We start from the raw sequence: 23,223 nt of genomic DNA on the forward strand, positions 1-23,223 counted from the left end.
GTCCCTTGCCCCCTGTCGGCGCTTCGCGCCTCGTCCTCAAACGCCGGACGGGCTGAGGTACACCCTTCTCGCCGTGCCTGCGAAGACTTCCGCCCGCTCGTCGAGAGTCAGTGTTTCCGTCAACTGTTGTGCCGACCGCACCACTTCGCCATACGCGGCCCGCACCGTGCACACCGGCCAGTCCGAGCCGAACATCAGGCGTGCCGGGCCGAATGCGTCGAGGGCCGTCTCCGTGTAGGGGCGCAGGTCCGCCGGCGTCGACCGTCCCGGCGCCGCCTCCGTCACCAGGCCGGACAGTTTGGCCACCGTGTTGGGGAGCCCGGCCAGGGCGCGGATGTGGGTCGACCAGGGTTCCAGGCCGCCCGAGGCGATCGGAGGCTTGCCCAAGTGGTCGAGGACGAAGGTCAGTTCGGGGTGGGCCGCGGCTGCCTGGATGCAGGACGGGAGTTGGGGTGGGGTCACGATCAAGTCGTACGTGAGGCCCGCCGCCGCCACCGCCGACAGTCCCCTGCGGACGTCGGGGCGGAGCAGCCACTCCGGGTCCGGTTCGCCCTGGACCTGGTGGCGGATGCCCACCAGGTGCTCGCCGCCCGGGAGTTCGCGGAGGGCCGCCAGGGTGGACGCCACGTCGGGAGCCGTCAGATCCGTCCAGCCCACCACCCCCGCCACCAGGTCGCTCCGCGCCGCCAGGGCCAGGAACTCGGGCGTCTCCTCCGGCACCGTGATCGTCTGCACGAGAATCGTGGCCGTCACTCCGTGAGCCTTCGCCTCGGGGGCCAGGTCCGGGAGGGTGAAGTTGCGGCGGAGTGCGGCCAGTTCCGGGCCCCTGATCCAGTCCTGGTCGCGGACCGAGAGGTCCCACACGTGGTGGTGGGCGTCGATGCGGGCCGCGGGAGTGCCCATGTCGATGCGGGTCATGGAAGTTCCCATACCGTGGGGAGACCCGCCTGCGCGCCCTCGGACGAGTAGTCGTGGACCACGTCCAGCAGCTCCGCCATGCGGGCCTGCCAGGTGACGTTGGCGGGGAGCCCCTCCAGTGCGGCGAGCATGCGGGCGTAGTCCTCGCACTCCAGGACGTGGAAGAGGTCCGTACCGCTGCGCCAGATCGTCCACGACGTGGCGCCCGCCGCGCGGATCGCGTCGGTCAGTTCGGCGGGGACCTCGCGGTGCGCCGCCTCGTACTCCTCGATGCGGTCCGCGCGGACCTTGGTGTGCAGGGCGATCCTCACGGGAGCGGATCCTCCTCGGGGGTGGGGGTGTCGGCGGGCAGGAGGCCCTCGGCGCGTGCTTCCTTCCAGAGGTCCGGTGGTACGCGTGACCTGAACTGGCTCACTGCATCGCTCACTTCGTGCGGTGAGCGGGTGCCGACCAGCACGCTCGCCACCGCCGGGTGGCCGAACGGGAAGGCCAGGGCCGCCGCGCGCAGCGTCGTGCCGTGGCGGGTCGCGAGGGCTTTGAATCGGCCCGCTCGGTCCAGCAGCGCCTCGGGGGCCGCCGCGTAGTCGTACGTCGCGCCCGGGCGCGGGTCCGCCAGGAGGCCCGAGTTGAAGACGCCGCCGATGACCACGGAGACGTGGTGTTCCTGTGCCGCCGGGAGGAGTTCGGCGAGGGCCCGCTGGTCCAGGAGCGTGTAGCGGCCGGCGCACAGGACCGCGTCCACGTCCGTGTCGCGGACGAAGCGGGTGAGCATCTCCGCCTGGTTCATGCCCGCGCCGATCGCGCCGACGACGCCTTCGGCGCGCAGGCGTTCCAGGGCCGGGTACGCCTCGCGGAACGCCTGCTCCGCGTGGTCGTCGGGGTCGTGGAGGTAGACGACGTCGATGCGGTCGAGGCCGAGTCGGGTCAGGCTCGCCTCCAGGGAACGGCGGACGCCGTCGGCGCTGAAGTCCCAGACGCGGCGGTGGGTGGCGGGGACCGCGAAGCCGCCGTCGCTCAGGTCGTCGGCTGTCTGCGGGGCTCCGGCCATCAGCCCTGACTCCGGCTCCGGAACCGGATCCGGCTCCAGGAGGCGGCCCGCCTTCGTCGAGATCGTGTACGTCGCGCGGTCGCGACCGGCGAGAGCCGCGCCCAGTCTGCGTTCCGAGAGGCCCAGGCCGTAGTGCGGGGCCGTGTCGAAGTAGCGGATGCCCGCGTCCCAGGCCGCCGTCACCGCCTCGTGTGCCTGTTCGTCGGTGACCGGCGTGAAGAGGTTGCCGATGCCCGCGCCGCCGAAGGACAGCTCCGTCACCGGGACGGTGGTGCGTCCCAGGCGGCGGGTGGCCAGGGGCGTCACCGGCCCGCCGGGCGCAGCCGCAGGCCCTGCATGCCGCCGTCCACGGCGAGCGCGGTGCCGGTCGTGGCGCCGGACAGGGGGCTCGCCAAGTAGGCGATGGCGCCCGCGACTTCGGCGGCCGTGACGAGGCGGCCGGTCGGCTGGCGGGCCTGGAGCGCGGCCCGCTCGGCGGCCGGGTCGGGGGCGGCGTCCAGCAGGCGGCCGACCCACGGCGTGTCCACGGTGCCGGGGTTCACGCAGTTGACGCGGATTCCCTCGCGCACGTGGTCGGCGGCCATCGCGAGGGTGAGGGAGAGCACGGCGCCCTTCGAGGCCGAGTACAGCGCGCGCTGCGGAAGTCCGGCGGTGGCGGCTATGGAGCAGGTGTTGACGACGGCCGCGTGGGCGGACTCCCGCAGGTGCGGGAGGGCGGCCCGGGTGGTGCGGACGATGCCGAGGACGTTGACGTCCAGGACGCGGTGCCACTGCTCGTCGTCGTTGTCCTCGACGGTGCCCTGGGCGCCGATGCCCGCATTGTTGATGACGACGTCGAGTCCGCCGAGGTCGGCCGCTGCGGCCGCCACCGCCGTGCGCACCGACGCGTCGCCGGTGACGTCGGCCTCGTACGCGTGCAGGGGCTTGTCCACGGTGCTCGGGTCCAGGTCGAGGACGGCGACCCGGGCGCCCCGCGACGCCATCAGCTCGGCGGTGGCGCGGCCGATGCCGGAGGCCCCGCCGGTGACCAGGGCCCGCAGCCCCTCGAAGTCGGTCATGCCACTGCTCCTTTGTGTCGGGGGTGCCTGGGCTCCTGAGTGCGCTGGGGCTGTCCGGCCAGGTCCGCGGCCCAGAACGTGCCGTCCGGGTAGGCGAATTCGGCCAGCGACTCGGCGCGCATCGTCGCCGAGAAGCCGGGCGTGGTGGGCGCCTGGTAGTGGCCGTCGCGGAGGACGACCGGCGCCGTGAAGTGGTCGTGGAGGTGGTCGACGTACTCGATGACGCGGTTCTCCGTGGTGCCCGCGAGCGCCACGTAGTCGAACATCGACAGGTGCTGGACGAGCTCGCACAGGCCGACGCCGCCCGCGTGCGGGCAGACGGGGACGCCGAACTTGGCGGCGAGCAGCAGGATCGCGAGGTTCTCGTTGACGCCGCCGACGCGGGCCGCGTCGATCTGCAGGACGTCGATGGCGCCCGCCTGGAGGAGCTGTTTGAAGACGATGCGGTTCTGTACGTGTTCGCCGGTGGCGACCCGGACAGGGGCGACGGCCTCGCGGATCGCCGCGTGGCCGAGGACGTCGTCGGGGCTGGTGGGCTCCTCGATCCAGTAGGGGTCGAAGGCGGCGAGGGCGCGGGTCCAGCGGATGGCCTCGTCCACGTTCCAGCGCTGGTTGGCGTCGATGGCCAGGCGCACGCCGGGGCCGATGGCCTCGCGGGCGGTGCGGCAGCGGCGGATGTCGTCGTCGAGGTCCGCGCCGACCTTCAGCTTGATCTGCGTGAAGCCGTCGGCGACGGCCTGGCGGGCGAGCCGGGTCAGCTTCTCGTCGCTGTAGCCGAGCCAGCCGGGCGAGGTGGTGTAGCCGGGGAAGCCGCGCTCGCGCAGGGCTGCCGTGCGGGCCGCCGCGCCCTCGCGTCCGGCCCGCAGCAGGGCGAGGGCCTCCTCGGGGGTGAGGGCGTCGGCGATGTAGCGGAAGTCGACCTGGGAGACGAGCCACTCCGGGTCCGCCTCGGCGAGGAGCTGCCACAGGGGCTTCTCGGCGCGTTTGGCGGCGAGGTCCCAGACCGCGTTGACGACAGCCCCGATCGCCATGTGCATCACGCCCTTCTCGGGGCCGAGCCAGCGCAGCTGGCTGTCGCCGACCAGGGCGCGGTTGACAGTGCCGGGGTCGGCGCAGACCTCCTCGACGGAGCGGCCGACGACGTGGTGGCGCAGCGCCTCGATGGCGGCCACCTGGACGTCGTTGCCGCGGCCGATGGTGAAGGTGAATCCGTGCCCCTCCAGGCCCGCGCCGGTGCCGGTGGGTTCGGTGCGCAGCACCAGGTAGGCGGCGGAGTAGTCGGGGTCCGGGTTCATGGCGTCGGACCCGTCGAGCTCCCGGGATGTCGGGAAGCGGATGTCGTACGTGTCAACCGCCGTGATGCGCGCGGGAGTCGGGTAGGCAGGAGGCACAGCATGCCTTTCTGGCAGGGAGCGGGGGCCGGCGGACCGGGTGCGGCCGCGGTGGCTCAGTCCTGGGCGCGGCCCGTGGTGACGCGCGCGATCATGAGGGCGACCAGGATGATGCCGCCGTAGATGGCCTGGATCCAGAAGGACGGCACCTGGGCGAGGGTCAGCAGGTTCTGCACGACGCCGAGCAGCAGCACGCCGGTGAGGGCGCCGAACATGGTGCCCTTGCCGCCGTCGAGGCTGATGCCGCCGATGACCGCCGCCGCGAACACGGTGAAGATCATGTTCTGGCCCTGGTTGGCGTTGATCGCGCCGACGTAGCCGGTCTGCATCAGGCCGCCCGCCGCGGCGAGGACGCCCGCGACGACGAACACGCCGAGCATGACGCGCTCCACCCGGATCCCGGCCGCGCGCGCCGCCTCCGGGTTGCCGCCGATCGCGTACAACGCCCGCCCCACCCGGTGGTACTTGAGGACGAGACCCGCGACGGCGAAGGCGGCCGCAGCCAGCCACACCGACATGGGGATGGACAGGAAGGTGGAGGTGGCCAGGGTGTAGAAGGCTTCGGGCATGCCGAAGAGCGTCTTGCCCTCGGTGGCGCCGACGAGCAGTCCGCGCAGCACGATCAGCATGGCGAGCGTCACGATGAACGCGTTGAGCTTCAGCTTCACCACGAGGATGCCGTTGAAGGCGCCGATGACCCCGCCGACGACCAGGATGGCCAACAGCGCGAGCGCGACCGGGAATTCGCTGCCCCAGCCCGACTGCGCGGCGGGCAGCACGAGGAGCGCCCCGACGGCGGGCGCGATGCCCACGACCGACTCCAGGGACAGGTCGAACTTCCCGGTGATCAGGACGAGGGACTCGGCGAGCACGACCATCGCGAGGGCCGCGGAGGCGCCGAGGATGGAGATGAGGTTCCGCTCGGTGAGGAACGAGTCGTTGACGACCGCGCCGAGCACCATGAGCAACAACAGGGCCGGTACGAGGGCGAGTTCACGGGCGCGGCGGAGCAGGACGGCCTTGGCCGATGCCGCTTCGCGGCCGCCTTTCGCGGTGACGGCGGGTGCGGCCGACGCGGCCTTCAGGTCAGCCATGTTCTTGGTCCACTCCTTCGATGGAGGCGATCAGCTCGTGGTCGTGCCAGCCCGCCGGATGCTCGGCGACGACACGGCCGTGGAAGAGGACGAGGACGCGGTCGCAGCGGCGCAGGTCGTCGAGTTCGTCCGAGACGACGAGGACCGCGGTGCCGTCCTCGCGGGCCCCCGCCATCCGGGCGAGCAGGGACTCCTTCGACTTCACGTCGACGCCCGCGGTGGGGTTGATGAGCACGAGCAGGCGCGGATCACAGGCGAGAGCGCGGGCCATCACGACCTTCTGCGCGTTGCCCCCGGAGAGGTCCGACACCGGCTGGTCGGGGCCCTCGGCGTGGATGTCGAGCCGCTCGATCAGCTCGTCGGCGAAGGCCCGCTTGTTGTCGCCGCCGACGAAGCCGAAGCGGCCGAGCCGGTCCAGGACGCTCATCGTGGCGTTGTCCCCGATCGACATCCCGAAGACGAGCCCCTGGCCGTGCCGGTCGCGCGGCACGCACCCCACGCCCGCCTTCAGCGCGGCGCTCACGTCCCCGAACGGCAGCTCCTCGCCGTCGAGTTGCGCGCTGCCACGCGTCGGCGTGTGCAGCCCGGCGAAGGTCTCCGCGAGATTGATCTTGCCGCTGCCGCTGGACCCGGCGAGCCCGACGACCTCGCCGCGCCGCACGGTCAGGTCGACATCGGTGTACGAGGGTGAGGTGAGCCCCTTCGCGGCGAGGAGCACGGGTGCGTCGACCGGGCCGGTCTCGCGCGCCGCGGCCCGCTCCTGCTCGGCGACGGCCTCGCCCGCCATGGCCTCCACCAGGGCGGTGCGCGGGAGTTCGGCGACGGGGGCGCTGGTGATCCAGCGGGCGTCGCGCAGCACCGTGACGGTCTGGCACACCTCGTACACCTCCTGGAGGTGGTGCGAGATGAACAGGAAGGTGACGCCGGACTCCTGGAGGCCGCGCATCCGCGTGAAGAGCCGTTCGATCTCCTTGTTGTCCAACTGAGCGGTGGGCTCGTCGAGAATGATGAACCGCGCCCCGAAGCTCAACGCCCGGGCGATCTCCACCATTTGACGGTCCTCGACCGAGAGCTCGGCGGTCACGGCATCCGGGTCGACGCGCACGTCCCAGGTGTCGAGCACGGCCGCGGCCTCGGCGCGCAGACGGCGCCAGCTGATGAGGCCGCCGCGGCCCTGCGGCTGCCGGTTGATGAAGAGGTTCTCGGCGACGGTCAGGTCGGGCACGACGGTGGGCTTCTGGTAGACGCAGGCCACCTTGGCGCGCCAGGCGTCGCGGTCGGCGAGCGGCGGGGCGGGCTCGCCGTCGAAGCGGATGTCGCCCGCGTCCGGTGCCTGGAGGCCGGTCAGCAGGGAGACCAGGGTGGACTTCCCGGCTCCGTTGCGCCCGACGAGGGCGTGGGACTCGCCCGCCCGGACGGTGAGGCAGCCGTCCTGGAGCGCGACGGTGGGCCCGTACCGCTTGACGATGCCGACGGCCTCGACGAGGGGCGGGGCGGCGGGCGGTGGACTCTGCGGTGTCGGCTCGCTCATCGGCTCACTCATTTGACCGCGTTGCCCCACAGCTTGGCGTCGTCGACGTTGTCCTTGGTGACCAGCGGGGCGGGCAGCTGGTCCTCCAGGATGCCGCTGGGCAGCTTCACGATCTTCGAGCCGTGGTCGGTCGGTCCTGGCGTGAACTTCTTCCCGTTCATGGCCGCCTTGATGTAGTACATGCCGTACTTGGCGTAGGCGTCGGCGGGCTGCGACACCGTCGCGTCGATCTGGCCCTTGCGGATGGCGTCGAACTCCTGCGGAATGCCGTCGTTCGAGACGACGGCGATGTGCCCCGCCTCCCCCGCCTTCTTCAACTTCCCCTTGGCCTTGAGGGTTTGGAGGGTCGGCGCGAGATATACACCGCCCGCCTGCATGTAGATCCCCTTGATGTCGGGGTTGGAGTTGAGGAGGGTGTCGAGCTTGGAGGCGGCGGTGTCGGACTCCCACTTGGCGGGGATCTCCAGGACCTTCAGCTTCGGGTACGTGTCCTGCACGCAGTCGCGGAACGCCTTGGACCGCTCACGCCCGTTGACGGACGCGAGGTCGCCCATGATCTGCACGACCTTGCCGCTCTTGACGGTCCTGCCGAGGTACTCGCACGCCTTCTGCCCGTACGCGACGTTGTTCGCCCGTACGACCATCGCGACCTTGCCCTTCTCGGGGGCGACGTCGACGGCCACGACGGGCACGCCCTTGCGCTCGGCCTGGTCGAGTCCGGCGGAGATGGCGGCGCTGTCGAGCGGGGCGACGACGAGGCCCTTCACGCCCTGGTTGAGCTGGTTGTTGATGTCGGTGATCTGCTGGGAGGGGTCGCTGTTGGAGTTGACCGTCTTCAGCGTGTCGACGTCCTCGGACTTCGCCATCTTCGGCACGTAGTCGTTGTACGACTGCCAGAACGGCGAGGTGAGCAGCGGCAGGATCACCCCGACCTTGCCCTCTCCCCCGCCGCCCGCGCCGCCGCCGGTGTCCTTCGTGCTGCCGCACGCCGTGAGCACGAGGGCGGCACACGCGGCCGCCGCGGCGGCGCGCACCACCCGCGAAGTGCCCGGTCCGCTACGCCTGTTCCGCACTGTTGTGGCGGCCATCTGAGGGCTCCTCATCGAAGGGGATCGAATGGGTTCCAGCTCCTGATGGGCGAATATTTATCAGACCACTTGGCACGCACAACACCCCTCGTCGCCTACTTTTCGCGGTTTCCGGCCGTAGTGGTCCGACCACCTCTGTGGCTAGACTGCGGCGCACCCGACGCCGTCGGCTACTGGAGGAGCGTTACGTGGAGAGCACCGTGGAGAGCCCTGTGGACGGCCCCGTGGCCCCGCAGAAGGGCACCGTGACGCAGCGGGCCATCGAGCAGATCAAGGCGATGATCGCGGAGGGCCGCCTGGAGCCTGGCCAACGCCTGCCCACGGAGCGGGACTTGGCGCAGCAGCTCGGCATCTCGCGGAGTTCGATGCGGGAGGCGATCCGGGCGCTGACGGTCCTCGGCGTCCTGGAGGCCCGCCACGGCTCAGGGATCTATGTGACGCAGCTGGAGGCCGGGGACCTCCTGGAGACCTTCGGGGTGGTCGCCGACCTGTCGCGGGGGCCGCGGCTCGTGGAGCTCCTGGAGGTGCGGCGGGTCCTGGAGTCGACGGCGACGGCGCTGGCGGCCGCGCGCATCTCCGCCGACCAACTGGCCGATGTGGAGCTGCACTTGGAGGCGATGAACGCCACGGACGACCCCGAGGAGATCCTCTCCCACGATCTCGCGTTCCACCGCACGATCGCCCTCGCGGCGGGCAACGACACGATGGCCGCCATCCTGGAGGGCCTCTCGTCGCGCACGTTCCGTGCCCGTGTGTGGCGCGGCTACCAGGAGGAGGGTGCGTTCGAACGCACCCGCAGGGAACACGCCCGCATCCACCGCGCGCTGGCGGCCCGCGACCCCGAGGCGGCACGCGCCGCGGCGGCGGCGCACGTCGGCGAGGTCGAGACGTGGCTGCGGGCCCAGCTGGACGATCAGGACTAGCCGGAGGATCAGGACCAGCCGGAGGATCAGGACCGGCCCGTCGGCCGGGTCCAGATGACGGACCTCTTACGGAGTTCCTACGTGTTGCCCCTTCGTGCAATACCGACGATCCGCCGCATGCCCTAATTTCGAAGGGAGTTGATCGAACACACGTGATCCACGGGGAGACGCTGTATGCAGATGAATCGCCAAGCGGGCCTGATGGTCAGCGCGCTCGCGGCCGCCGCGGTCGTCGCACCGGTCGGGGCGAGCGGGGCCACGACGGCTGTCGCCGCCACGCAGGGCGACAAGGCGCCCGTGTCCGCCGCGGCCGACGGCTTCCACTCCAAGAAGGGGACGAAGAGCTGCGGGCGCGGCAAGTACGCGCACGTCATGGTCTCGGCCATCGGGTACACCCGCTTCTCATGGAAGGTTCCGGGCGGCAAGGTGCACTCCGCGCGCTACGCGTTCGACCCTTCGGGCATCGCCAGCCACCCCCTTCCCACCTGGCGCAAGAAGGTGACGTGGAAGGTCACCAGCGAGTGGGGCGCGACCAAGAAGAACCTCACCAAGGTCTACGCCTACTGCAGCAAGGACGGCGGCCAGCCGCGGAAGGGCCGCTCCACGAAGGTGATGGCGAAGAAGACCGGCACGAAGCACTGCGGACGCGGCAAGCAGGTCGTCATCCGCTCCTGGGGCATGGGCTGGGTCCGGCACAAGTTCAAGTCCACCAAGGGCGGGCACACGTACACCCATGACCTCACCCGTCAGGGCTACCTGATGGACATGCGCATCACGCCGACCGGCATGCGCAACGTGAAGTATGTCGCCAGGGCCCACGAAGGGGTGTACCCGAACGGCGGCAAGCTGAAGGAAATGAAGGTCTACTGCGGCAAGCTCTCGGGCACGTGAGCCGTGGCCGACAGGCCGCCGCCACAAGGGTCTTGAGCCCTTGAGCCCTCGGAACGCCACCTCCTCCGGAATCGGGGAGGTGGCGTTCCTTGTGCGGGTCAGGCCCCTATCAGGTCGCGATCAGGCCCGCGTCAGCCGCAGCGTCATCAGCTCGAACGGGCGCAGCGACACCGCGATCGCCTCGCCCTCGCACCGGGGGGCGGCCGCGTCGGCCAGGGGCCGCTCCAGCAGATCCGTCACGGTGACCGAGCCGACCGCGAAGCCCGCCGTCAGCGTGGCCCGCGCCCGGCCCCCGTCCGCCTCGTGGAAGCGGACGACCACATCGCCGCTGCCGTCGTCCGCCAGCTTGACCGCCGTGACGACCACCGCGTCGTGGTCGACGCTCACCAGCGGGGCCACCTCGGCGCCGCCGGAGACCCGGCGCCCGGGCAGGTTGATCCGGTACCCCTCGCGCACGGCGTCGCCGATCGCCGCCCCCGGCACCAGCGCGTGCCGGAAGCGGTGCACCCCCTGGTCCGTCTCCGGGTCGGGAAAGCGCGGGGCGCGCAGCAGCGAAGCCCGTACCGTCGTGGTCGTGCCGCCGTCCGCCGGCCGCACGTCGCGCGTGACGTCGTGCCCGTACGTCGAGTCGTTCACCAGCGCCACGCCCCAGCCCGGCTCCGCCACATGCACGAACCGGTGGTTGCACGCCTCGAACTTCGCCGCCTCCCAACTCGTGTTGGTGTGCGTGGCTCGGTAGAAGTGCCCGAACTGGGTCTCCGACGCGTACCGCTCGGCGTGCACGTCCAGCGGGAACGCCAGCTTCAGGAACTTCTCCGTCTCGTGCCAGTCCACCTCCGTGTCGATGTCGAGCCGTGGCGCGCCCGGCGGGAGGGTCAGCACCTGCGTCATACGGGAGGCGCCGAAGGCGCGGAGCACACGGACCGAGGCCGCTCCCCGCGGACCGGCCTCCCCCGGCACCACCTCGTCCGCCGCCGTCAGGTCCGTCACCGTGTTCCGGTAGAACTCGTCCACGTCCCACGCGTCCCACATGTTCGGGAAATCCGCGTGGAGTTGGGGGAGGTTGCCGACGGCGCCCGGCGCGATCGTCTCGCGGTCCGACTCCCTGTCGTACGCGGAGACGAGCAGGCCGCGCCCGTCGATCTCCACCCGCAGAAGCCCGTTGTCCAGGACGTAGCCGCCCTCCGTGCGCGGGGTGACCGTCGAACGGCCCGCCTCCACCGCCTCCCCGGTGCGCGCCGCGCCGCCCGCCGGGATGCCGTCCAGGGCGTGCGGCGCCGCGTTGAAGGTCAGGGGCGTGTCGCCCTCCCCCGCAAGCGCGCGCTGCGCGGACTCGATGATCCCGGTCAGCTCCGCCGCCACCTTCGCGTACGTCGCCCGCGCCTCCCGGTGCACCCACGCGATCGACGAGCCGGGCAGGATGTCGTGGAACTGGTGGAGCAGCACCGTCTTCCAGATACGGTCCAACTCCTCGTACGGATAAGGGAATCCGGTGCGAACCGCCGCCGTCGCCGCCCACAGTTCCGCCTCGCGCAGCAGGTGCTCGCTGCGCCGGTTGCCCTGCTTGGTGCCGGCCTGGCTGGTGAGCGTGGCCCGGTGGAGTTCGAGGTAGAGCTCGCCGACCCAGACGGGGGCGTTCGGGTGTTCCGCCTCGGCCTTCTCGAAGAAGGCGGCCGGGGTCGCCCACTCGACGGTCGGCGAGCCCTCCAGGTTCCGCAGCCGGGCCGCCTTCGCGATCATCTCGCGGGTGGTGCCGCCGCCCCCGTCGCCCCAGCCGGTCGGCGCGAGGGAGTGGCGTGCCGCGCCCTTGTCCTTGAAGTTCCGTGCGGCGTGGGCGATTTCGCTGCCCTTCATGGAGCAGTTGTAGGTGTCGACGGGCGGGAAGTGCGTGAAGATGCGGGTGCCGTCGATGCCCTCCCACCGGAAGGTGTGGTGCGGGAAGCGGTTCGTCTGCGACCACGAGATCTTCTGCGTGAGCAGCCACTTCGACCCCGCCGCCTTGATGATCTGCGGCAGCCCCGCGGCGAACCCGAAGGTGTCGGGCAGCCACGCCTCGTCGTTCTCGATCCCGAACTCGTCGAGGAAGAACCTCTTCCCGTGCACGAACTGACGGGCCATCGCCTCCGAGCCCGGCATGTTCGTGTCCGACTCCACCCACATGCCGCCCGCGGGCACGAACCGCCCGTCCGCCACGGCCTTCTTGACCTTCGCCCACACCTCGGGCCGGTGCTCCTTCACCCAGGCCCACTGCTGCGCCTGGGACATGGCGAAGACGAAGTCCGGCTCGTCCGCGAGCAGCGCGGTCATGTTGGAGGTCGTACGGGCCACCTTCCGCACCGTCTCGCGCAGCGGCCACAGCCACGCCGAGTCGATGTGGGCGTGACCGACGGCGCTGACGCGGTGCGCGGAGGGTTCGGCGGGGGTGGAGAGGACGTCGGTGAGACATGAACGGGCTGCCGCTGCCGTGCCGTTGACGTCCTGGAGGTCCACGGCGTCCAGGGAGCGGGCGATCGCGCGCAGGATGTCGTGGCGGCGGGCGGCGTCCTTCGGGAGCTCCTGGGCGAGCTCGCCGAGGACTTCGAGGTCGAGCACGAGCTGCCACACCGTCTCGTCGAAGACGGCGAGGTCCATGCGGGCCAGGGTGTACTGGGGCTCGTCCCCCGCGGTCTCCTTGTCGCCCAACCGGGTCGGCAGAAAGGGGTGATAGTCGAGGATGACGGGGTTGGAGGCGGCTTCGATGTGGAGCCTCACCTCCTCGCCGCCCTGTGCCGGGGCCGCTATCCGCACCCACTGGTTGCGCGGGTTGAGTCCCTTCACGGGGGTGCCGTCGGGGAGGTAGACGAGGCCCTCGCACTGGAAGCCGGGCATGTTCTCGTCGAAGCCGAGGTCGAGGAGGGCCTCGACGGTCTCGCCCGCCCAGTCGTCGGGGACGGTGCCGGTGACGCGGAACCAGCTGGTGGACCAGGGGGCGCCCCAGCGTTCGCCTGCGGCGGTGGGGTGCGGGGTGGCGGTCAGTCCCTCCTGGACGGGGACGGGTTCGCCGGGGGCGGTCCATATCTCGAGGGTGAGGGGGGTGGAGCGGGGGTGGATCGCGGGGCGGATGCGTTCGTCCAGGACGCGCTTGAGGCGGGCTTCTGTGAGGGTGGTGTTGTCGTGCATGGGGGTGCGGGTTCCTTTCGGGTGCGGGTTCGGGTGCCGGTGATTGTTCTTCTTTCCCCAACCCCGCCCCTTCCCGATCCGGCGACTCCGTCGCCCTGGGGTGCCCGTCCTGGGGCTGCGCCCCTAGACCCCCGTATCGGCGCTGAACGCGCCTCGTCCTCAAACGCCGGACGGGCTGAAAACCCCCAGCCGAGGCCGAGCACACTCAGCCCGTCCGGCGTTTGAGGACGAGCCCTTGAGGCGATATCGGGTGCCCCAGGGCCGCGGGAACGGCGATTCGGGAAGGGGCGGGATTGGGGAAAGGGAAACCTCCTGGGCCTACCGGCCCACCTCCTCCGGCCGCACCACCTCCCCCACCCCCCGCGCCGCGAGATACCCCGGCTCCCCCACCCGTCCGGCAAGGACCACCGCAGGGCGGACCCCATCCGCCGACAGGCCCGCGAACGCCTCGAACACCGCTCCCCCGGGCGCACACGAGGACCGCCACCCCGGGGCGGAGTCGTCGAGGACGAGCGCCGTCGTACGGGGCGGGACCGCACGCGCGCGACCCCGGCTCTCCTTCGCCACCCGCGCCAACGCCGCCCCCACCGGCTTCACCCGCCCCTCGTTCGTCAACAGCCCCAGGCTGTACTCCAGTTCAGGAAAGTCCGCGAGCGTCCGCGACACATCGTGGGAGCACCACCACGTCACGCCCCACACATCCGCGCAGTCCAGCGCCGCCGCCACCGTCGCCTCGGTGAACGCCGCCGCGTCCGCCGCCGGGATCAGCGGAGCGGGGGCGCCCACCTCCTGGAGCCAGACGGGGCGGTGCGGGTCCGGGGACCATGCCTTGGAGAGCTCGATGAGGTACGCCGCGTGGTGGCGGGTCGCGGCGCCGTCCCGCCCGTGCCGCTGCGCCGTCCCGTTGAACACCCACGAGTGCACCGCCGTCATCGCCCCGAGGCGCGCCGCCTGCGCCGGGGTGAAGGGCTGGTCGTCCTGGTACCACGCGGCGTCGTACTCGGCGTGCACGTGCGGGCGGCCGGGGGCGCCCTCCTCGCAGGCCGCGAGGAGGCGGCTCAGCCAGCTCTCGGCCTGCGCCTCGGTGATGCGGTCGGGGTCGGGGTGCGGGCCCGCCGCGAACTGGTTCACCTCGTTGCCGATCGTCATGCCGATGAAGTTCGGCCGGTCGGCGAGGGCGGCGGCCAGGGTGCGCAGGTACTCCGCCTGCGCGGCCACCACGTCCGGGTCGGTGAACATGTTGCGGCGGTGCCAGGTCCGGGTCCAGGCGGGGAGGAAGTCGAAGCTGGACAGGTGGCCCTGGAGTCCGTCGACGTTGACGTCGAGTCCCCGCTCGGCGGCCGCGTCCGCGAGGGCGACGAGCTGCTCGACGGCGCGCGGGCGGATCAGGGTGCGGTTGGGCTGGAAGTAGGGCCAGACGGGGAAGACCCGGATGTGGTCGAGGCCGAGCGCGGCGATCGCGTCGAGATCCGCGCGCACGGCGTCGAGGTCGAAGTCGAGCCAGTGGTGGAACCACCCCTGGCTGGGCGTGTAGTTGGCGCCGAAGCGCACCACGTCGTCAGACATGCACTTCCTGGTTCGTCGGGGAGTGAGGCAGGTGCTCAGCCCTTCACCGCGCCCTCGCCCACCCCGCGGAAGAAGTACCGCTGCAGGCAGGCGAAGAGGGCGATGAGGGGGAGGACGGCGATGACGGTGCCCGCTGCCACGAGCCGTTCGTCGTTGGCGAACGTGCCGTGCAGGTAGTTGAGGCCGATGGTGAGGGTGAAGCGGTCGGGGTCGCTGAGCACGATCAGGGGCCACAGGAAGTCGTCCCAGGCGCCCATGAACGCGAAGATGGCCACGACGGCGAGCGTCCCCCGTACCGAAGGCAGGGCGATGCGCACGAACCGCTGCCAGACGTTCGCGCCGTCGACGAACGCCGCCTCCTCCACCTCGTACGGCAGATTGAGGAACGCGTTGCGCATCAGCAGCACGTTCAGGGAGGAGACCGAGGCGGGCAGCAGGACCGCGATCAGGGTGTTGTTGAGCTCGAGGTCCCGCATGGTCGTGAACTGGGCGATGATGATGCTCTCCACGGGCACGAGCATCGCGAGGATGAAGACGAGCGTCGCCGCCCTGCGGCCCCGGTAGCGCAGCCGCGCGAGGGCGTAGCCCGCGCAGGAGGCCCCCACGCAGTTGGTGACGACGTTGGCGACGGACACCTTCAGGGAGTTGAGGGCGTAGTCCCATACGGGGATGGTGTCGGCGACCCGCTCGTAGTTGTGCAGCGTCGGGCTGGACGGCAGGAAGCGGGGCGGCGAGCTGAAGATGTTCTCGTGCGGGCCCTTCAGGGAGGTGGACAGCTGCCACAGGAAGGGGCCCACGGAGATCGCGAGGACGGCCAGCAGCAGCACGTAGCGGAGGATGAGCTCCCACAGCGGCATGCGGCGCCCGTTCTCGTCGACGAACCGTCGCCGCCGCCTTCGCTGTTCGGTGGTGGCACTCACTGCTCCTCCTTCCGGTCCGCGCGCAGCACGAGCAGCATCAGGCCGACGGTGACCACGAAGACGACCACGGAGAGGGCGGAGGCGTAGCCGATGCGGCCGGTGAGGCCGGTGCCGGTGCGCTGGACGAGCATGACGAGGGTGGTGTCCTCGCCCGCGGGGCCGCCGTTCGGCCCGGCCATCAGATACACCTCGGAGAACACCTTGAACGCGGTGACCGAGGAGAGCGCGCCGACCAGGACCATCGTGGAGCGGACGGCGGGGACGGTGACGGTGAGGAAGCGGCGGAACGCTCCCGCGCCGTCCACCGCGGCCGCCTCGTGCAGCTCGCGCGGGACGCTCGCGAGCGCCGCGAGGTAAATGATCATGTAGTAGCCGAGTCCCCGCCAGACCGTGACGGCCATGGCGCTCAGCAGGAGCAGCCACTGGTCGCTGAGGAACCCGACCTTGCCGACGCCGACCGCCTCCAACACGGCGTTGACCAGGCCCCGTTCGTCGAGCAGCCACACCCAGATGAGGCCCACGACGACGATGGACGCCACCACCGGCGTGTAGAAGGCGGACCGGAAGAAGCCGATGCCCGGGATGTGCTTCTGCACGAGCATCGCGAGCAGCAGCGGCAGGACGACCAGGGCGGGGACCACGCCGAGCACGTACAGGCTGCTGTTGCGCAGGCCGATCCAGAACATGTCGTCGTGCAGCAGCTCACGGAAGTTGGCGAGGCCGACGTACTGGCCGTCGATCAGGGTCCGCTTGTCGGTGAAGGCGTTGATGACGGTGCTGATGAACGGATACAGGATGAACGTGCCGACGATGCCGAGGCCGGGGGCGGCGAACAGCCAGGGGCTGACGGCCAGTTGGCGGGGGATGCGCCCCTTGCGCCCCTTGCGGCGGCGCGGGTGGCCATCGGCACCGGCGGTGGCGGATCCGGATGCGGGGCGGGTCAGGGTGGAGGAGCCGCTGCTCTTCATGGCTGGGGCTCTCAGCTCTGCTTCAGCAGCCGGTCACAGCCCTTGACAGCGTTGTCGAGCGCTTCCTTGGGACTCTGCTTGCCCTGCAGCGCCCGCGCGACGGCGTTGCGCAGCTCGACCTTCATCTGCTCGCTGAAGACCACCGGCGTGTAGTTGACCGCCGTCTTGATGGACTGGGCGGCGGCGACCCGCACACGCGTCTCGTCGGTGCCGTCCTGCTTGGTGAAGTACGGGTCGTCCAGGGACCCTTGGGTGCTCGGGAAGATCGCGACCTTCTTGGCGAACGACATCTGGTGCCGCGCGTCCGTCACGTAGTGCGCGAAGGCGACGGCGGCGGGCGTGTGCTTGGTGCGCGTGTTCACCATCACGCCCATCACATACATGTTGTCCTTGCCGGTGTTGCTGATCTGCGGGGTGATCCCGATGTTCTTGTAGAGGCCGGGCGCCTCCTTCTTGAACTTGGCGAGGTCGAGCGCGCTGCCCGGGTTCATCGCCACGGCCTCGGTGAGGAACTTCTTGCCCGAGGACTCCGGCGTCGCGGTCAGCGCCTGCCCGTCGAGCGCCTTCGCGTCGTACAACTCCTTGTACTTGGTGAGGAGTTCGACGCCCTTGGGTCCGTTGAAGGTGAAGCCGGTGCCTGCCTTGTTCAGCAGCGGGACGCCGTAGCGGCCGAAGTCCTCGATGGTGGGGACGTTGGCGAGGGTGGCCGCCTTGCCCTTGCTCTTCTTCGCGAGCTGCAGCGCGTCGTCGAAGAGCTCCGGATACGTCGTCGGCGGCTCGGCCTCGTCGAGGCCGGCGTCCTTGAAGAGCCGCTTGTTGTAGAAGAGCGGGCCGGTGTTCAGATACCAGGGGAAGGCGTACGTGCCCTCGGCGCCCGGTATCTGATGGGCCTTCCAGGCGCCGGGCAGATACTCCTTCTCGTACTTCCCCGCGGCCTTGTCCAGGTCGAGCGCGAGCCCGGCCTTGGCGAGCGGGACGACGAGGTCGGGCGAGACGTTCACGACGTCGGGCAGGGTGCCGCCCGCCGCGTCGGCGCTGATCTTGTCGGCGTAGCCCTCGGCGGGCTGGTCGATCCAGCGCACCTTCGCGTCCGGGTACTTCTGCTCGAAGCCGTCGATGAGGTCCTCGAAGTACGACTTGAAGTTGGCCTTCAAGTTCCAGGTCTGGAAGGTGATCTCGCCCTCGACCTTGCCGGAGGCGTCCGTCGACCCGCCGCCGTCCCCTCCCCCGCAGGCGCTCAGCGGCAGCAGGGCGGCCAGGGCGACGGCAGCGGCGGCCGCCCTGCGGGGAGTTGGGGAGTTCCGGGAGATACGCACGGTGAATCGGCTCCTTTGCTCGGCTCAGCGTGGGACTCGGGATGCGACGGAGGCCGTGAGATTCGGCGTCCGGGCAGACCCTGCATGGAACTCACGCGCCAAGTCAATGGATTGACACGGAGAATCGCTTCGACATGCTCAACTGCCCAGGTCAAACAGGTCTGTTGAGAGTATTGCGGCGTTGGGCTAATGCGCTTTAGGGTGATGCGACTCAAGCGCATTAGTCAGGGGGCAGCGAGTGCAAGGAAAGCGGCCGTCGACGCGGCGTCCGACGATGAAGGACATCGCGCGGCGCGCCGGGGTCTCCGAGAGCGCCGTGTCCTTCGCGCTCAACGACCGGCCGGGGGTCTCCGAGGTCACCCGCGACCGGGTGCGCCGGGTCGCCGAGCAGCTCGGCTGGCGTCCGAGCACGGCCGCGCGCGCCCTGTCGGGCGAGGGCGCCGCGACGGTGGGCCTGGTCCTCGCCCGGCCCGCGGCGACGCTCGGCGTGGACTCCTTCTTTCTGCAGCTGATCTCGGGCGTCCAAGAGGTGCTCGCCCAGCGGCAGTTGGGGCTGCTCTTCCAGGTCGTGGAGGACGTGGCCGCCGAGTGCGCGGCCTACCGGCGCTGGTGGGCCGAGCACCGGGTGGACGGCGTCCTGGTCGTGGACCCGCGCCGCGACGACCCGCGCCCCGGCCTCCTCGACGAACTCGGCCTGCCCGCGGTGCTGGTGGGCGGCGTCCCCGACCCCGACCGCCCGGCGCGCCCCGGGTTCGCCACGGTCTGGGTGGACGACGCGGGGGCGATGGCCACGGTCGTGGACCACCTGTACGCGCTCGGGCACCGCCGCATCGTGCACATCGCGGGGCTCGAGGGGCTCGCGCACACGGAGCGGCGGGTGCGGACACTGCGCGCGGAGGCGGAGCGGCGGGGGCTCAGCGAGGTGCGCTCGGTGCCGACGGACTACTCGGACGCGGAGGGCGCGGCGGTGACGCGGCGCGTCCTGTCCGCGCAGTCGCCGCCGACGGCGCTGGTGTACGACAACGACGTGATGGCGGTCGCGGGCGTGGCGGCGGCGGCGTCGCTCGGGTTCGCGGTGCCACAGGACGTGTCGGTGGTGTCGTGGGAGGACTCCGCGCTGTGCCGGATGGTGCATCCGTGGCTGACGGCGCTGTCCCGCGACGCGGTGTCCTTCGGGCGGGCGGCGGCGCGGGAGTTGGTGGCGCTCCTGGACGGGGCGGGCGGAGGGACGGTTCAGGTGCCGCTGCCCCGGCTGATCGAGCGGGAGAGCGTCAGAAGGAGTCCACTCCCGGAGGCAGATAGCAGGTCCGCAGGAACTCCTGGAGGCTGAGCGCGGCGAAGGCCGACGACAGGAACTTCCACTTCTCCCGCTGCCGGGCGTCCCCGTAGTCACTGATGCCCCGGAAGATCAGCCAGCGCCGCGCGCCGACGGCCCGGACGAAGCCGTATGCCTCCATGTCGGCGGCGCGGATGGTCTCGTCGTGCCGCTCCCGCAGGGCGGCCAGGAACTTCCCGTCCCGCAGGACGTTCTCCCCGGACGTGATCGTCACGTTTCCGGTGTGCACCTGGGGCTGGTGCGAGGCGGTCACCCGGTCGGGGAACACGTCGGCCGGCAGCCGGGCGAGGAAGTCCGTCACCTGGTCGCGGAACCGCTGGCGCCGGGAGTCGAAGTAGTAGAGCCCGTACCCGTAAGGGTCGTTCCCGTGCTCGTACTTGGGCCGCGGCTGCTGCTCGGTGTCGTCGCCGGAGCCGCTCATCGTGACCCGGCCCATCCCGTGGTAGTGCACCCGGTCGCTCGCCACGACGTCGCCGAGCCGCACCGCTCCGCGCACCCCGGCCGCGGTTCCGAGCAGGAACACGGCCTGCGGGTCGTACCGCTTGACGAGTTCCCGGGTGGGCTCGACGACGTGCACGTTGCCCGCCCGGCCGGCCGGTGTGATGACGAGCGACAGCGGCCGTCCCGGCCGGAAGGCGCTGGTCACCTCGGCGCTGTAGAAGCGCTGCCCGCCCGGGGCGGACTCGAACCGGTCGCGGTCCAGTCCGAAGACCTGCAGCACCGCTTCCAGTTCCTCGTGGATCACCACGACGACGCCGATGTCGGCGGCGGTCGCGGCGTCGGCCTCCGGCGGGACTCCCTGCCACCGGACCGACGGATTGACGGGCAGGAAGGAGTCGACCACCAGCCGGTCGAGCGCGGGCTTCCGCTCCTCCGAGAGCCCCAACGACTTGCGGGCGTAGTCGGCGATCAGCAGGCTGCGCTTCAACTGGCCGCGCCCGTCCGGGGGCGAGTCCAGCGGGTCCCACACGTTCCTGCGGCCGTACAGCAGGTGGACGAGCGTCCGGCACGCCTCGTCCGCCGTCTCCCCCGTCGCCGCGCCCGGAGCGGCGGGCCCGTCACCGGAGTGGCTCTCCGTCATGCCCCGCTCCTCGCCGCCCGGATCCGGTACAGGGAGTGGACGGGCAGCCCGTCGAGGTCGCAGTCCTCGGAGAAGTCGATGATCGGGACGAGCGCGCGCGGCTCGATGCCGTGGCGGAGCAGTAGGTCCCGCATGGTGCGCGCCGTCGTGCCCGAGGCCCGGAACTCGTCGAGGATCACGACCTTGTCGCCCCGTCCGCGCAGGCCCCGCAGCTGGCGCTGCCACAGATCGCTGCGCGTCTCCTCGACCTGCTTGTGGGCCTCCGCGGCATCGAGCGAGGTGCGGTGGTCAAGGACGGCGCTGGGGATGTGGACCACGTCCTGGCGCTCGCCCATCAGCGCGGCCAGTTTGGCGGCGAGGGTCCTGATCGGGGCCTCGTCGGGGCACACGAAGACGACGGGCGAGGGCACCTGGAGCATGTCGAGCAGCGACATGATCTTGTGGGCAAGCCACCCCCCGTGCTCCTCGAACACGGCCTTCAGATCGGGGGCGTAGTGGAAGCGGTGTCCCGAGGGCATCGGCGTGATCTTCTCGGAGCCCCACCGGGAGTTGAGGAAGATGTCCCAGGCGTCGTAGCTGCGCAGCGTGTGGCTCCGGTCCCGGAGCGGGTCGGTGTGCGGCAGTCCGATGGTGCACTGCTCGCACTCCCCGCGGCTCTTGGTCCGCCGGTCGCGGCACTCGGCCGCCGTCAGCGGCACGGCCGAGGCCGCCAGGGTCTCCTGCGCCTGCCGGTTGGTGATCATGACGGCCCAGGAGCGGGGAGCGAGGTCGACGCCCTGCCGGCGCAGGGACCGGATGACCTCCTCGTACGTGCGCACCTTGTCCACCACGGCGAAGAACAGCACCGCCGTCGCATCGATGTCCGCCCCGATCAGCGGCCGGGTCCCCGTACCGTCGAAGATCCTGCCGTCGGCGTCGAACCTGCCGAAGCGGCAGCCCCGGGCCGCCGCGATGCCGGCCACTGCCTCGTGGAGTCCCATCTGCTGGTCCTTGCTGAGCAGGAACACCTTTCCGGGGTCGGGTATGTGCGGAATGATCTCCTGCGTCAGCCAGGCCCCGGCGAGGCCGCTGATCTCCGGGACGGCGTTCTCCACGTCGAAGAAGAACCGCCGGCAGTCGGGCGCGGACTGATGGCCGACGCGGTAGTGCCCGAGCCGCTTGACGATCTTCATCGAGAGCCGGTTCGGCAGCGGTTCGGGCTGCGGCTGACGGTCCGCGTAGTCCGCGGCGAACCCCTCGCCCGGGTCCCAGCGGTCGCCGCCGAGCACCTCGTACTGGCCGTCCTTGGCGATCACGGTCAGCACCGCGGAGTGCTCCTCGGCGCCCTCCAGCGACCGCAGTTCGGTCCAGAAGCTCGAACTGTCCAGGGGCAGCGCGGGCAGCAGGATCGCCAGCGAGCGGCGGGGCGAGGCGTTCCACCACTCGCCGGTCAGCCGCGCGACGTCGAACAACAGCGGTTCGCTCAGGCGGTGATACGGGTTCTCCGCCATGTCGACGACGAACAGGTGCGGCCGGTCGTCGGTCGGCAGGGACCTGCGGAGGTGTTCGCGGACCTCCAGCGACTGGGAGCGCAGCTCCTCCGGCCGGACGTACAGGGTGTGCCGGGCCGTCGGTGTCGCGACGGGGCCGCCGACCACACGCTCTCCCAGCCAGCGGTAGAAGGCGGTCCTGGCGTCGGGGACCGACTCGGGGACCTCGCGGCCCACGGATATCTTGCGGGCGGTGACCACCACGTCCGGTTCAGGCATCGCGCACCGGCAGCTGCATCGCGAGCAGGCTCCCCTGCAGGTCGGGGAGGCGGTCCCCGGACCTCAGGTCGACGCGGTAGCGGTGCGTGCCCTCGTCGGGGGCGGCCTCGATCCGCAGGCGGTGCCGGCCGGAGTCGATGCGCAGGGTGCCCTGGAACGAGTCGATCGCGCATTTGTAGAGCGTGTACATGCGGTGGCTCCCTTCGCCGCCTCCGGTGCCGTCGCGGTCACCGGGGTTGCTCGCGATCACGCTCGCCAGCAGCAGCTCGGGGTCATCGGTGTCGGACCACGGCTTCCTGCGTGCGTCGTACGTCTCCAGGGCCGGGGTCCGCCCCTCGCGGTGGACGAGGAAGGAGTCCGTGCCGCGTGGACCGGTCCTGCGCTCCTTGCGCACCATCTCCAGGCCGCCGTCGTCCCACTCGCTGATGGTGAGCCGACCGACCTCGCCCGCCGTGCGCGGCAGGGTGAGTTCGGCGCCGATGACGGCGATGCGGGCGAGGGAGCGCTGCACGGCACCGGCCACCAGCTCCTGCACCAGGACGCGGAGGAGGTCGCGGGCCGGTCCGCACACGACGCTGTCGAGCAGCCGCATCAAGGCGTGCCCGCCCCAGTGGGCGACCTCGCTGTCGAGCATCCGCTGCCGGTCCGCCGCATCCCTCAACTCGTAGGCGCGCAGCCCGAAGCAGCGCTGCGCGGTGAGATAGGCGTGCACCGAGGAGCGCGGGCTCGGCGCCCCGTTCCAAGGGGACCCGGTGGGTGGTTCCTCGCCGAAGTAGGCGTGGTCCTCGGGCCGCACCAGGAGCCGGAACGGTATGCGCGTCACGGCGGCGACAGCGGCGGGAAATCCCCAGAGCCGGAGCTGGTGACGCGCCATCGCCCCGGCCGGCAGCCGAAAGCGCGTCTCCAGTCCTCTGCTGCGGCGGGCGGCCACCGCGGACAACAGCTGCTGCAGGGCGATGACTTCGAACGCCTCCGCGCCCGCCAGGTCGACGACGACCGTGTCCGCCTTCAGCAGGAAGGGAGCCAGGTCCACCAGGGCGGTGTCCACTTCCCACGTCGAGACGAGCCCTTTGACCCGCAGGCTCGGCAGGGGATGCGTCCCCGGCTCTCCCCGATGTGGCATGCCGCCTCCCCGACCGGGCGACGTCGAGCGGCACCCGCCGTCTCGGTATCGTCGAGGGTCCAGC

General features: G+C 71.1%; 19 protein-coding genes. 3 read left to right on the top strand and 16 right to left on the bottom strand.

Annotated features, from left to right (window positions below; translation table 11 throughout):
- Positions 1–36: 36 nt before the first annotated feature.
- Genes ACFWYM_RS17535 through ACFWYM_RS17570 form a run of 8 tightly spaced genes read right to left on the bottom strand, consistent with a single transcriptional unit; the run spans position 37 to position 8,128 of the window.
- The gene (locus tag ACFWYM_RS17535; RefSeq protein ID WP_384837065.1) at positions 37–918 is read right to left on the bottom strand and encodes an amidohydrolase family protein; all 882 of its coding nucleotides are present in this window, start codon (positions 916–918) and stop codon (positions 37–39) included.
- Entirely contained in the window at positions 915–1,229 is a 315-nt protein-coding gene (locus ACFWYM_RS17540) for an L-rhamnose mutarotase (protein ID WP_384837068.1), read from the bottom strand. Before ACFWYM_RS17540 ends, ACFWYM_RS17535 begins: the two co-directional genes overlap by 4 nt.
- Complete coding sequence (locus ACFWYM_RS17545; protein WP_384837071.1) at positions 1,226–2,272, bottom strand: aldo/keto reductase; 1,047 nt, start codon at positions 2,270–2,272, stop codon at positions 1,226–1,228. Before ACFWYM_RS17545 ends, ACFWYM_RS17540 begins: the two co-directional genes overlap by 4 nt.
- Positions 2,269–3,024, bottom strand: a complete 756-nt coding sequence (locus tag ACFWYM_RS17550) for an SDR family NAD(P)-dependent oxidoreductase (protein WP_384837074.1) — start codon at positions 3,022–3,024, stop codon at positions 2,269–2,271. Before ACFWYM_RS17550 ends, ACFWYM_RS17545 begins: the two co-directional genes overlap by 4 nt.
- Positions 3,021–4,415 (bottom strand): L-fuconate dehydratase, encoded by a 1,395-nt coding sequence (locus tag ACFWYM_RS17555; protein WP_384837077.1) that lies wholly within the window; start codon positions 4,413–4,415, stop codon positions 3,021–3,023. The genes ACFWYM_RS17550 and ACFWYM_RS17555 overlap by 4 nt, the downstream gene beginning before the upstream one ends.
- A 56-nt stretch (positions 4,416–4,471) precedes the next feature.
- Positions 4,472–5,509: an ABC transporter permease gene (locus ACFWYM_RS17560; protein ID WP_384837080.1), complete on the bottom strand. Its 1,038-nt coding sequence runs from the start codon at positions 5,507–5,509 to the stop codon at positions 4,472–4,474.
- Complete coding sequence (locus ACFWYM_RS17565) at positions 5,502–7,040, bottom strand: sugar ABC transporter ATP-binding protein (RefSeq protein WP_384837083.1); 1,539 nt, start codon at positions 7,038–7,040, stop codon at positions 5,502–5,504. The genes ACFWYM_RS17560 and ACFWYM_RS17565 overlap by 8 nt, the downstream gene beginning before the upstream one ends.
- Before the next feature lie 8 nt (positions 7,041–7,048).
- A complete protein-coding gene (locus tag ACFWYM_RS17570) occupies positions 7,049–8,128 on the bottom strand; it encodes a sugar ABC transporter substrate-binding protein (RefSeq protein WP_384837086.1) in 1,080 nt (359 codons plus the stop codon).
- A 212-nt stretch (positions 8,129–8,340) separates the two neighbouring features.
- Here ACFWYM_RS17570 and ACFWYM_RS17575 point away from each other — a divergent pair, with 212 nt between their 5' ends.
- Together ACFWYM_RS17575 and ACFWYM_RS17580 are read left to right on the top strand one after the other, a co-directional pair.
- Entirely contained in the window at positions 8,341–9,051 is a 711-nt protein-coding gene (locus ACFWYM_RS17575; protein ID WP_384837155.1) for a FadR/GntR family transcriptional regulator, read from the top strand.
- 180 nt (positions 9,052–9,231) lie between these two features.
- Entirely contained in the window at positions 9,232–9,942 is a 711-nt protein-coding gene (locus ACFWYM_RS17580) for a hypothetical protein (RefSeq protein WP_384837089.1), read from the top strand.
- Between the two features lie 120 nt (positions 9,943–10,062).
- On the opposite strand, the gene ACFWYM_RS17585 is transcribed toward ACFWYM_RS17580, so the two are convergent.
- The 5 genes from ACFWYM_RS17585 to ACFWYM_RS17605 form a co-directional block, all read right to left on the bottom strand.
- Positions 10,063–13,101, bottom strand: coding sequence for an alpha-mannosidase (locus tag ACFWYM_RS17585; protein ID WP_384837092.1), 3,039 nt, complete (start codon positions 13,099–13,101; stop codon positions 10,063–10,065).
- Between the two features lie 318 nt (positions 13,102–13,419).
- A complete protein-coding gene (locus tag ACFWYM_RS17590) occupies positions 13,420–14,667 on the bottom strand; it encodes a glycosyl hydrolase (protein WP_384837095.1) in 1,248 nt (415 codons plus the stop codon).
- 35 nt (positions 14,668–14,702) lie between these two features.
- Positions 14,703–15,524, bottom strand: coding sequence for a carbohydrate ABC transporter permease (locus ACFWYM_RS17595; protein WP_384837158.1), 822 nt, complete (start codon positions 15,522–15,524; stop codon positions 14,703–14,705).
- A 59-nt stretch (positions 15,525–15,583) separates the two neighbouring features.
- A complete protein-coding gene (locus ACFWYM_RS17600) occupies positions 15,584–16,555 on the bottom strand; it encodes a carbohydrate ABC transporter permease (RefSeq protein ID WP_384837098.1) in 972 nt (323 codons plus the stop codon).
- Positions 16,556–16,566: 11 nt separating this feature from the next.
- A complete protein-coding gene (locus ACFWYM_RS17605; protein ID WP_384837161.1) occupies positions 16,567–17,865 on the bottom strand; it encodes an extracellular solute-binding protein in 1,299 nt (432 codons plus the stop codon).
- A gap of 280 nt (positions 17,866–18,145) precedes the next feature.
- Here ACFWYM_RS17605 and ACFWYM_RS17610 point away from each other — a divergent pair, with 280 nt between their 5' ends.
- The gene (locus ACFWYM_RS17610; protein WP_384837101.1) at positions 18,146–19,201 is read left to right on the top strand and encodes a LacI family DNA-binding transcriptional regulator; all 1,056 of its coding nucleotides are present in this window, start codon (positions 18,146–18,148) and stop codon (positions 19,199–19,201) included.
- Here ACFWYM_RS17610 and ACFWYM_RS17615 read toward each other — a convergent pair.
- From ACFWYM_RS17615 to ACFWYM_RS17625, 3 genes are read right to left on the bottom strand one after another with little or no spacing between them, the layout of a single operon-like run.
- Positions 19,143–20,288 (bottom strand): hypothetical protein, encoded by a 1,146-nt coding sequence (locus tag ACFWYM_RS17615; protein WP_384837104.1) that lies wholly within the window; start codon positions 20,286–20,288, stop codon positions 19,143–19,145. The two genes, ACFWYM_RS17610 and ACFWYM_RS17615, sit on opposite strands and share 59 nt — an antisense overlap.
- The gene (locus ACFWYM_RS17620; protein ID WP_384837107.1) at positions 20,285–22,036 is read right to left on the bottom strand and encodes a hypothetical protein; all 1,752 of its coding nucleotides are present in this window, start codon (positions 22,034–22,036) and stop codon (positions 20,285–20,287) included. Before ACFWYM_RS17620 ends, ACFWYM_RS17615 begins: the two co-directional genes overlap by 4 nt.
- Positions 22,029–23,159: a hypothetical protein gene (locus tag ACFWYM_RS17625; RefSeq protein WP_384837110.1), complete on the bottom strand. Its 1,131-nt coding sequence runs from the start codon at positions 23,157–23,159 to the stop codon at positions 22,029–22,031. The genes ACFWYM_RS17620 and ACFWYM_RS17625 overlap by 8 nt, the downstream gene beginning before the upstream one ends.
- Positions 23,160–23,223: the final 64 nt, after the last annotated feature.

The sequence above is a fragment of the Streptomyces sp. NPDC059009 genome, assembly GCF_042740175.1.
Lineage (GTDB): Bacteria > Actinomycetota > Actinomycetes > Streptomycetales > Streptomycetaceae > Streptomyces.

What these genes read in the sequence shown, in the direction of transcription:
- ACFWYM_RS17625 (WP_384837110.1), bottom strand. Translation starts at nt 23,159, where the DNA reads ATGCCACATCGGGGAGAGCCGGGGACGCATCCCCTGCCGAGCCTGCGG.
- ACFWYM_RS17570 (WP_384837086.1), bottom strand. Translation starts at nt 8,128, where the DNA reads ATGGCCGCCACAACAGTGCGGAACAGGCGTAGCGGACCGGGCACTTCG.
- ACFWYM_RS17585 (WP_384837092.1), bottom strand. Translation starts at nt 13,101, where the DNA reads ATGCACGACAACACCACCCTCACAGAAGCCCGCCTCAAGCGCGTCCTG.
- ACFWYM_RS17620 (WP_384837107.1), bottom strand. Translation starts at nt 22,036, where the DNA reads ATGCCTGAACCGGACGTGGTGGTCACCGCCCGCAAGATATCCGTGGGC.
- ACFWYM_RS17550 (WP_384837074.1), bottom strand. Translation starts at nt 3,024, where the DNA reads ATGACCGACTTCGAGGGGCTGCGGGCCCTGGTCACCGGCGGGGCCTCC.
- ACFWYM_RS17535 (WP_384837065.1), bottom strand. Translation starts at nt 918, where the DNA reads ATGACCCGCATCGACATGGGCACTCCCGCGGCCCGCATCGACGCCCAC.
- ACFWYM_RS17600 (WP_384837098.1), bottom strand. Translation starts at nt 16,555, where the DNA reads ATGAAGAGCAGCGGCTCCTCCACCCTGACCCGCCCCGCATCCGGATCC.
- ACFWYM_RS17610 (WP_384837101.1), top strand. Translation starts at nt 18,146, where the DNA reads ATGAAGGACATCGCGCGGCGCGCCGGGGTCTCCGAGAGCGCCGTGTCC.
- ACFWYM_RS17595 (WP_384837158.1), bottom strand. Translation starts at nt 15,524, where the DNA reads ATGCCGCTGTGGGAGCTCATCCTCCGCTACGTGCTGCTGCTGGCCGTC.
- ACFWYM_RS17615 (WP_384837104.1), bottom strand. Translation starts at nt 20,288, where the DNA reads ATGACGGAGAGCCACTCCGGTGACGGGCCCGCCGCTCCGGGCGCGGCG.
- ACFWYM_RS17565 (WP_384837083.1), bottom strand. Translation starts at nt 7,040, where the DNA reads ATGAGCGAGCCGACACCGCAGAGTCCACCGCCCGCCGCCCCGCCCCTC.
- ACFWYM_RS17560 (WP_384837080.1), bottom strand. Translation starts at nt 5,509, where the DNA reads ATGGCTGACCTGAAGGCCGCGTCGGCCGCACCCGCCGTCACCGCGAAA.
- ACFWYM_RS17590 (WP_384837095.1), bottom strand. Translation starts at nt 14,667, where the DNA reads ATGTCTGACGACGTGGTGCGCTTCGGCGCCAACTACACGCCCAGCCAG.
- ACFWYM_RS17580 (WP_384837089.1), top strand. Translation starts at nt 9,232, where the DNA reads ATGAATCGCCAAGCGGGCCTGATGGTCAGCGCGCTCGCGGCCGCCGCG.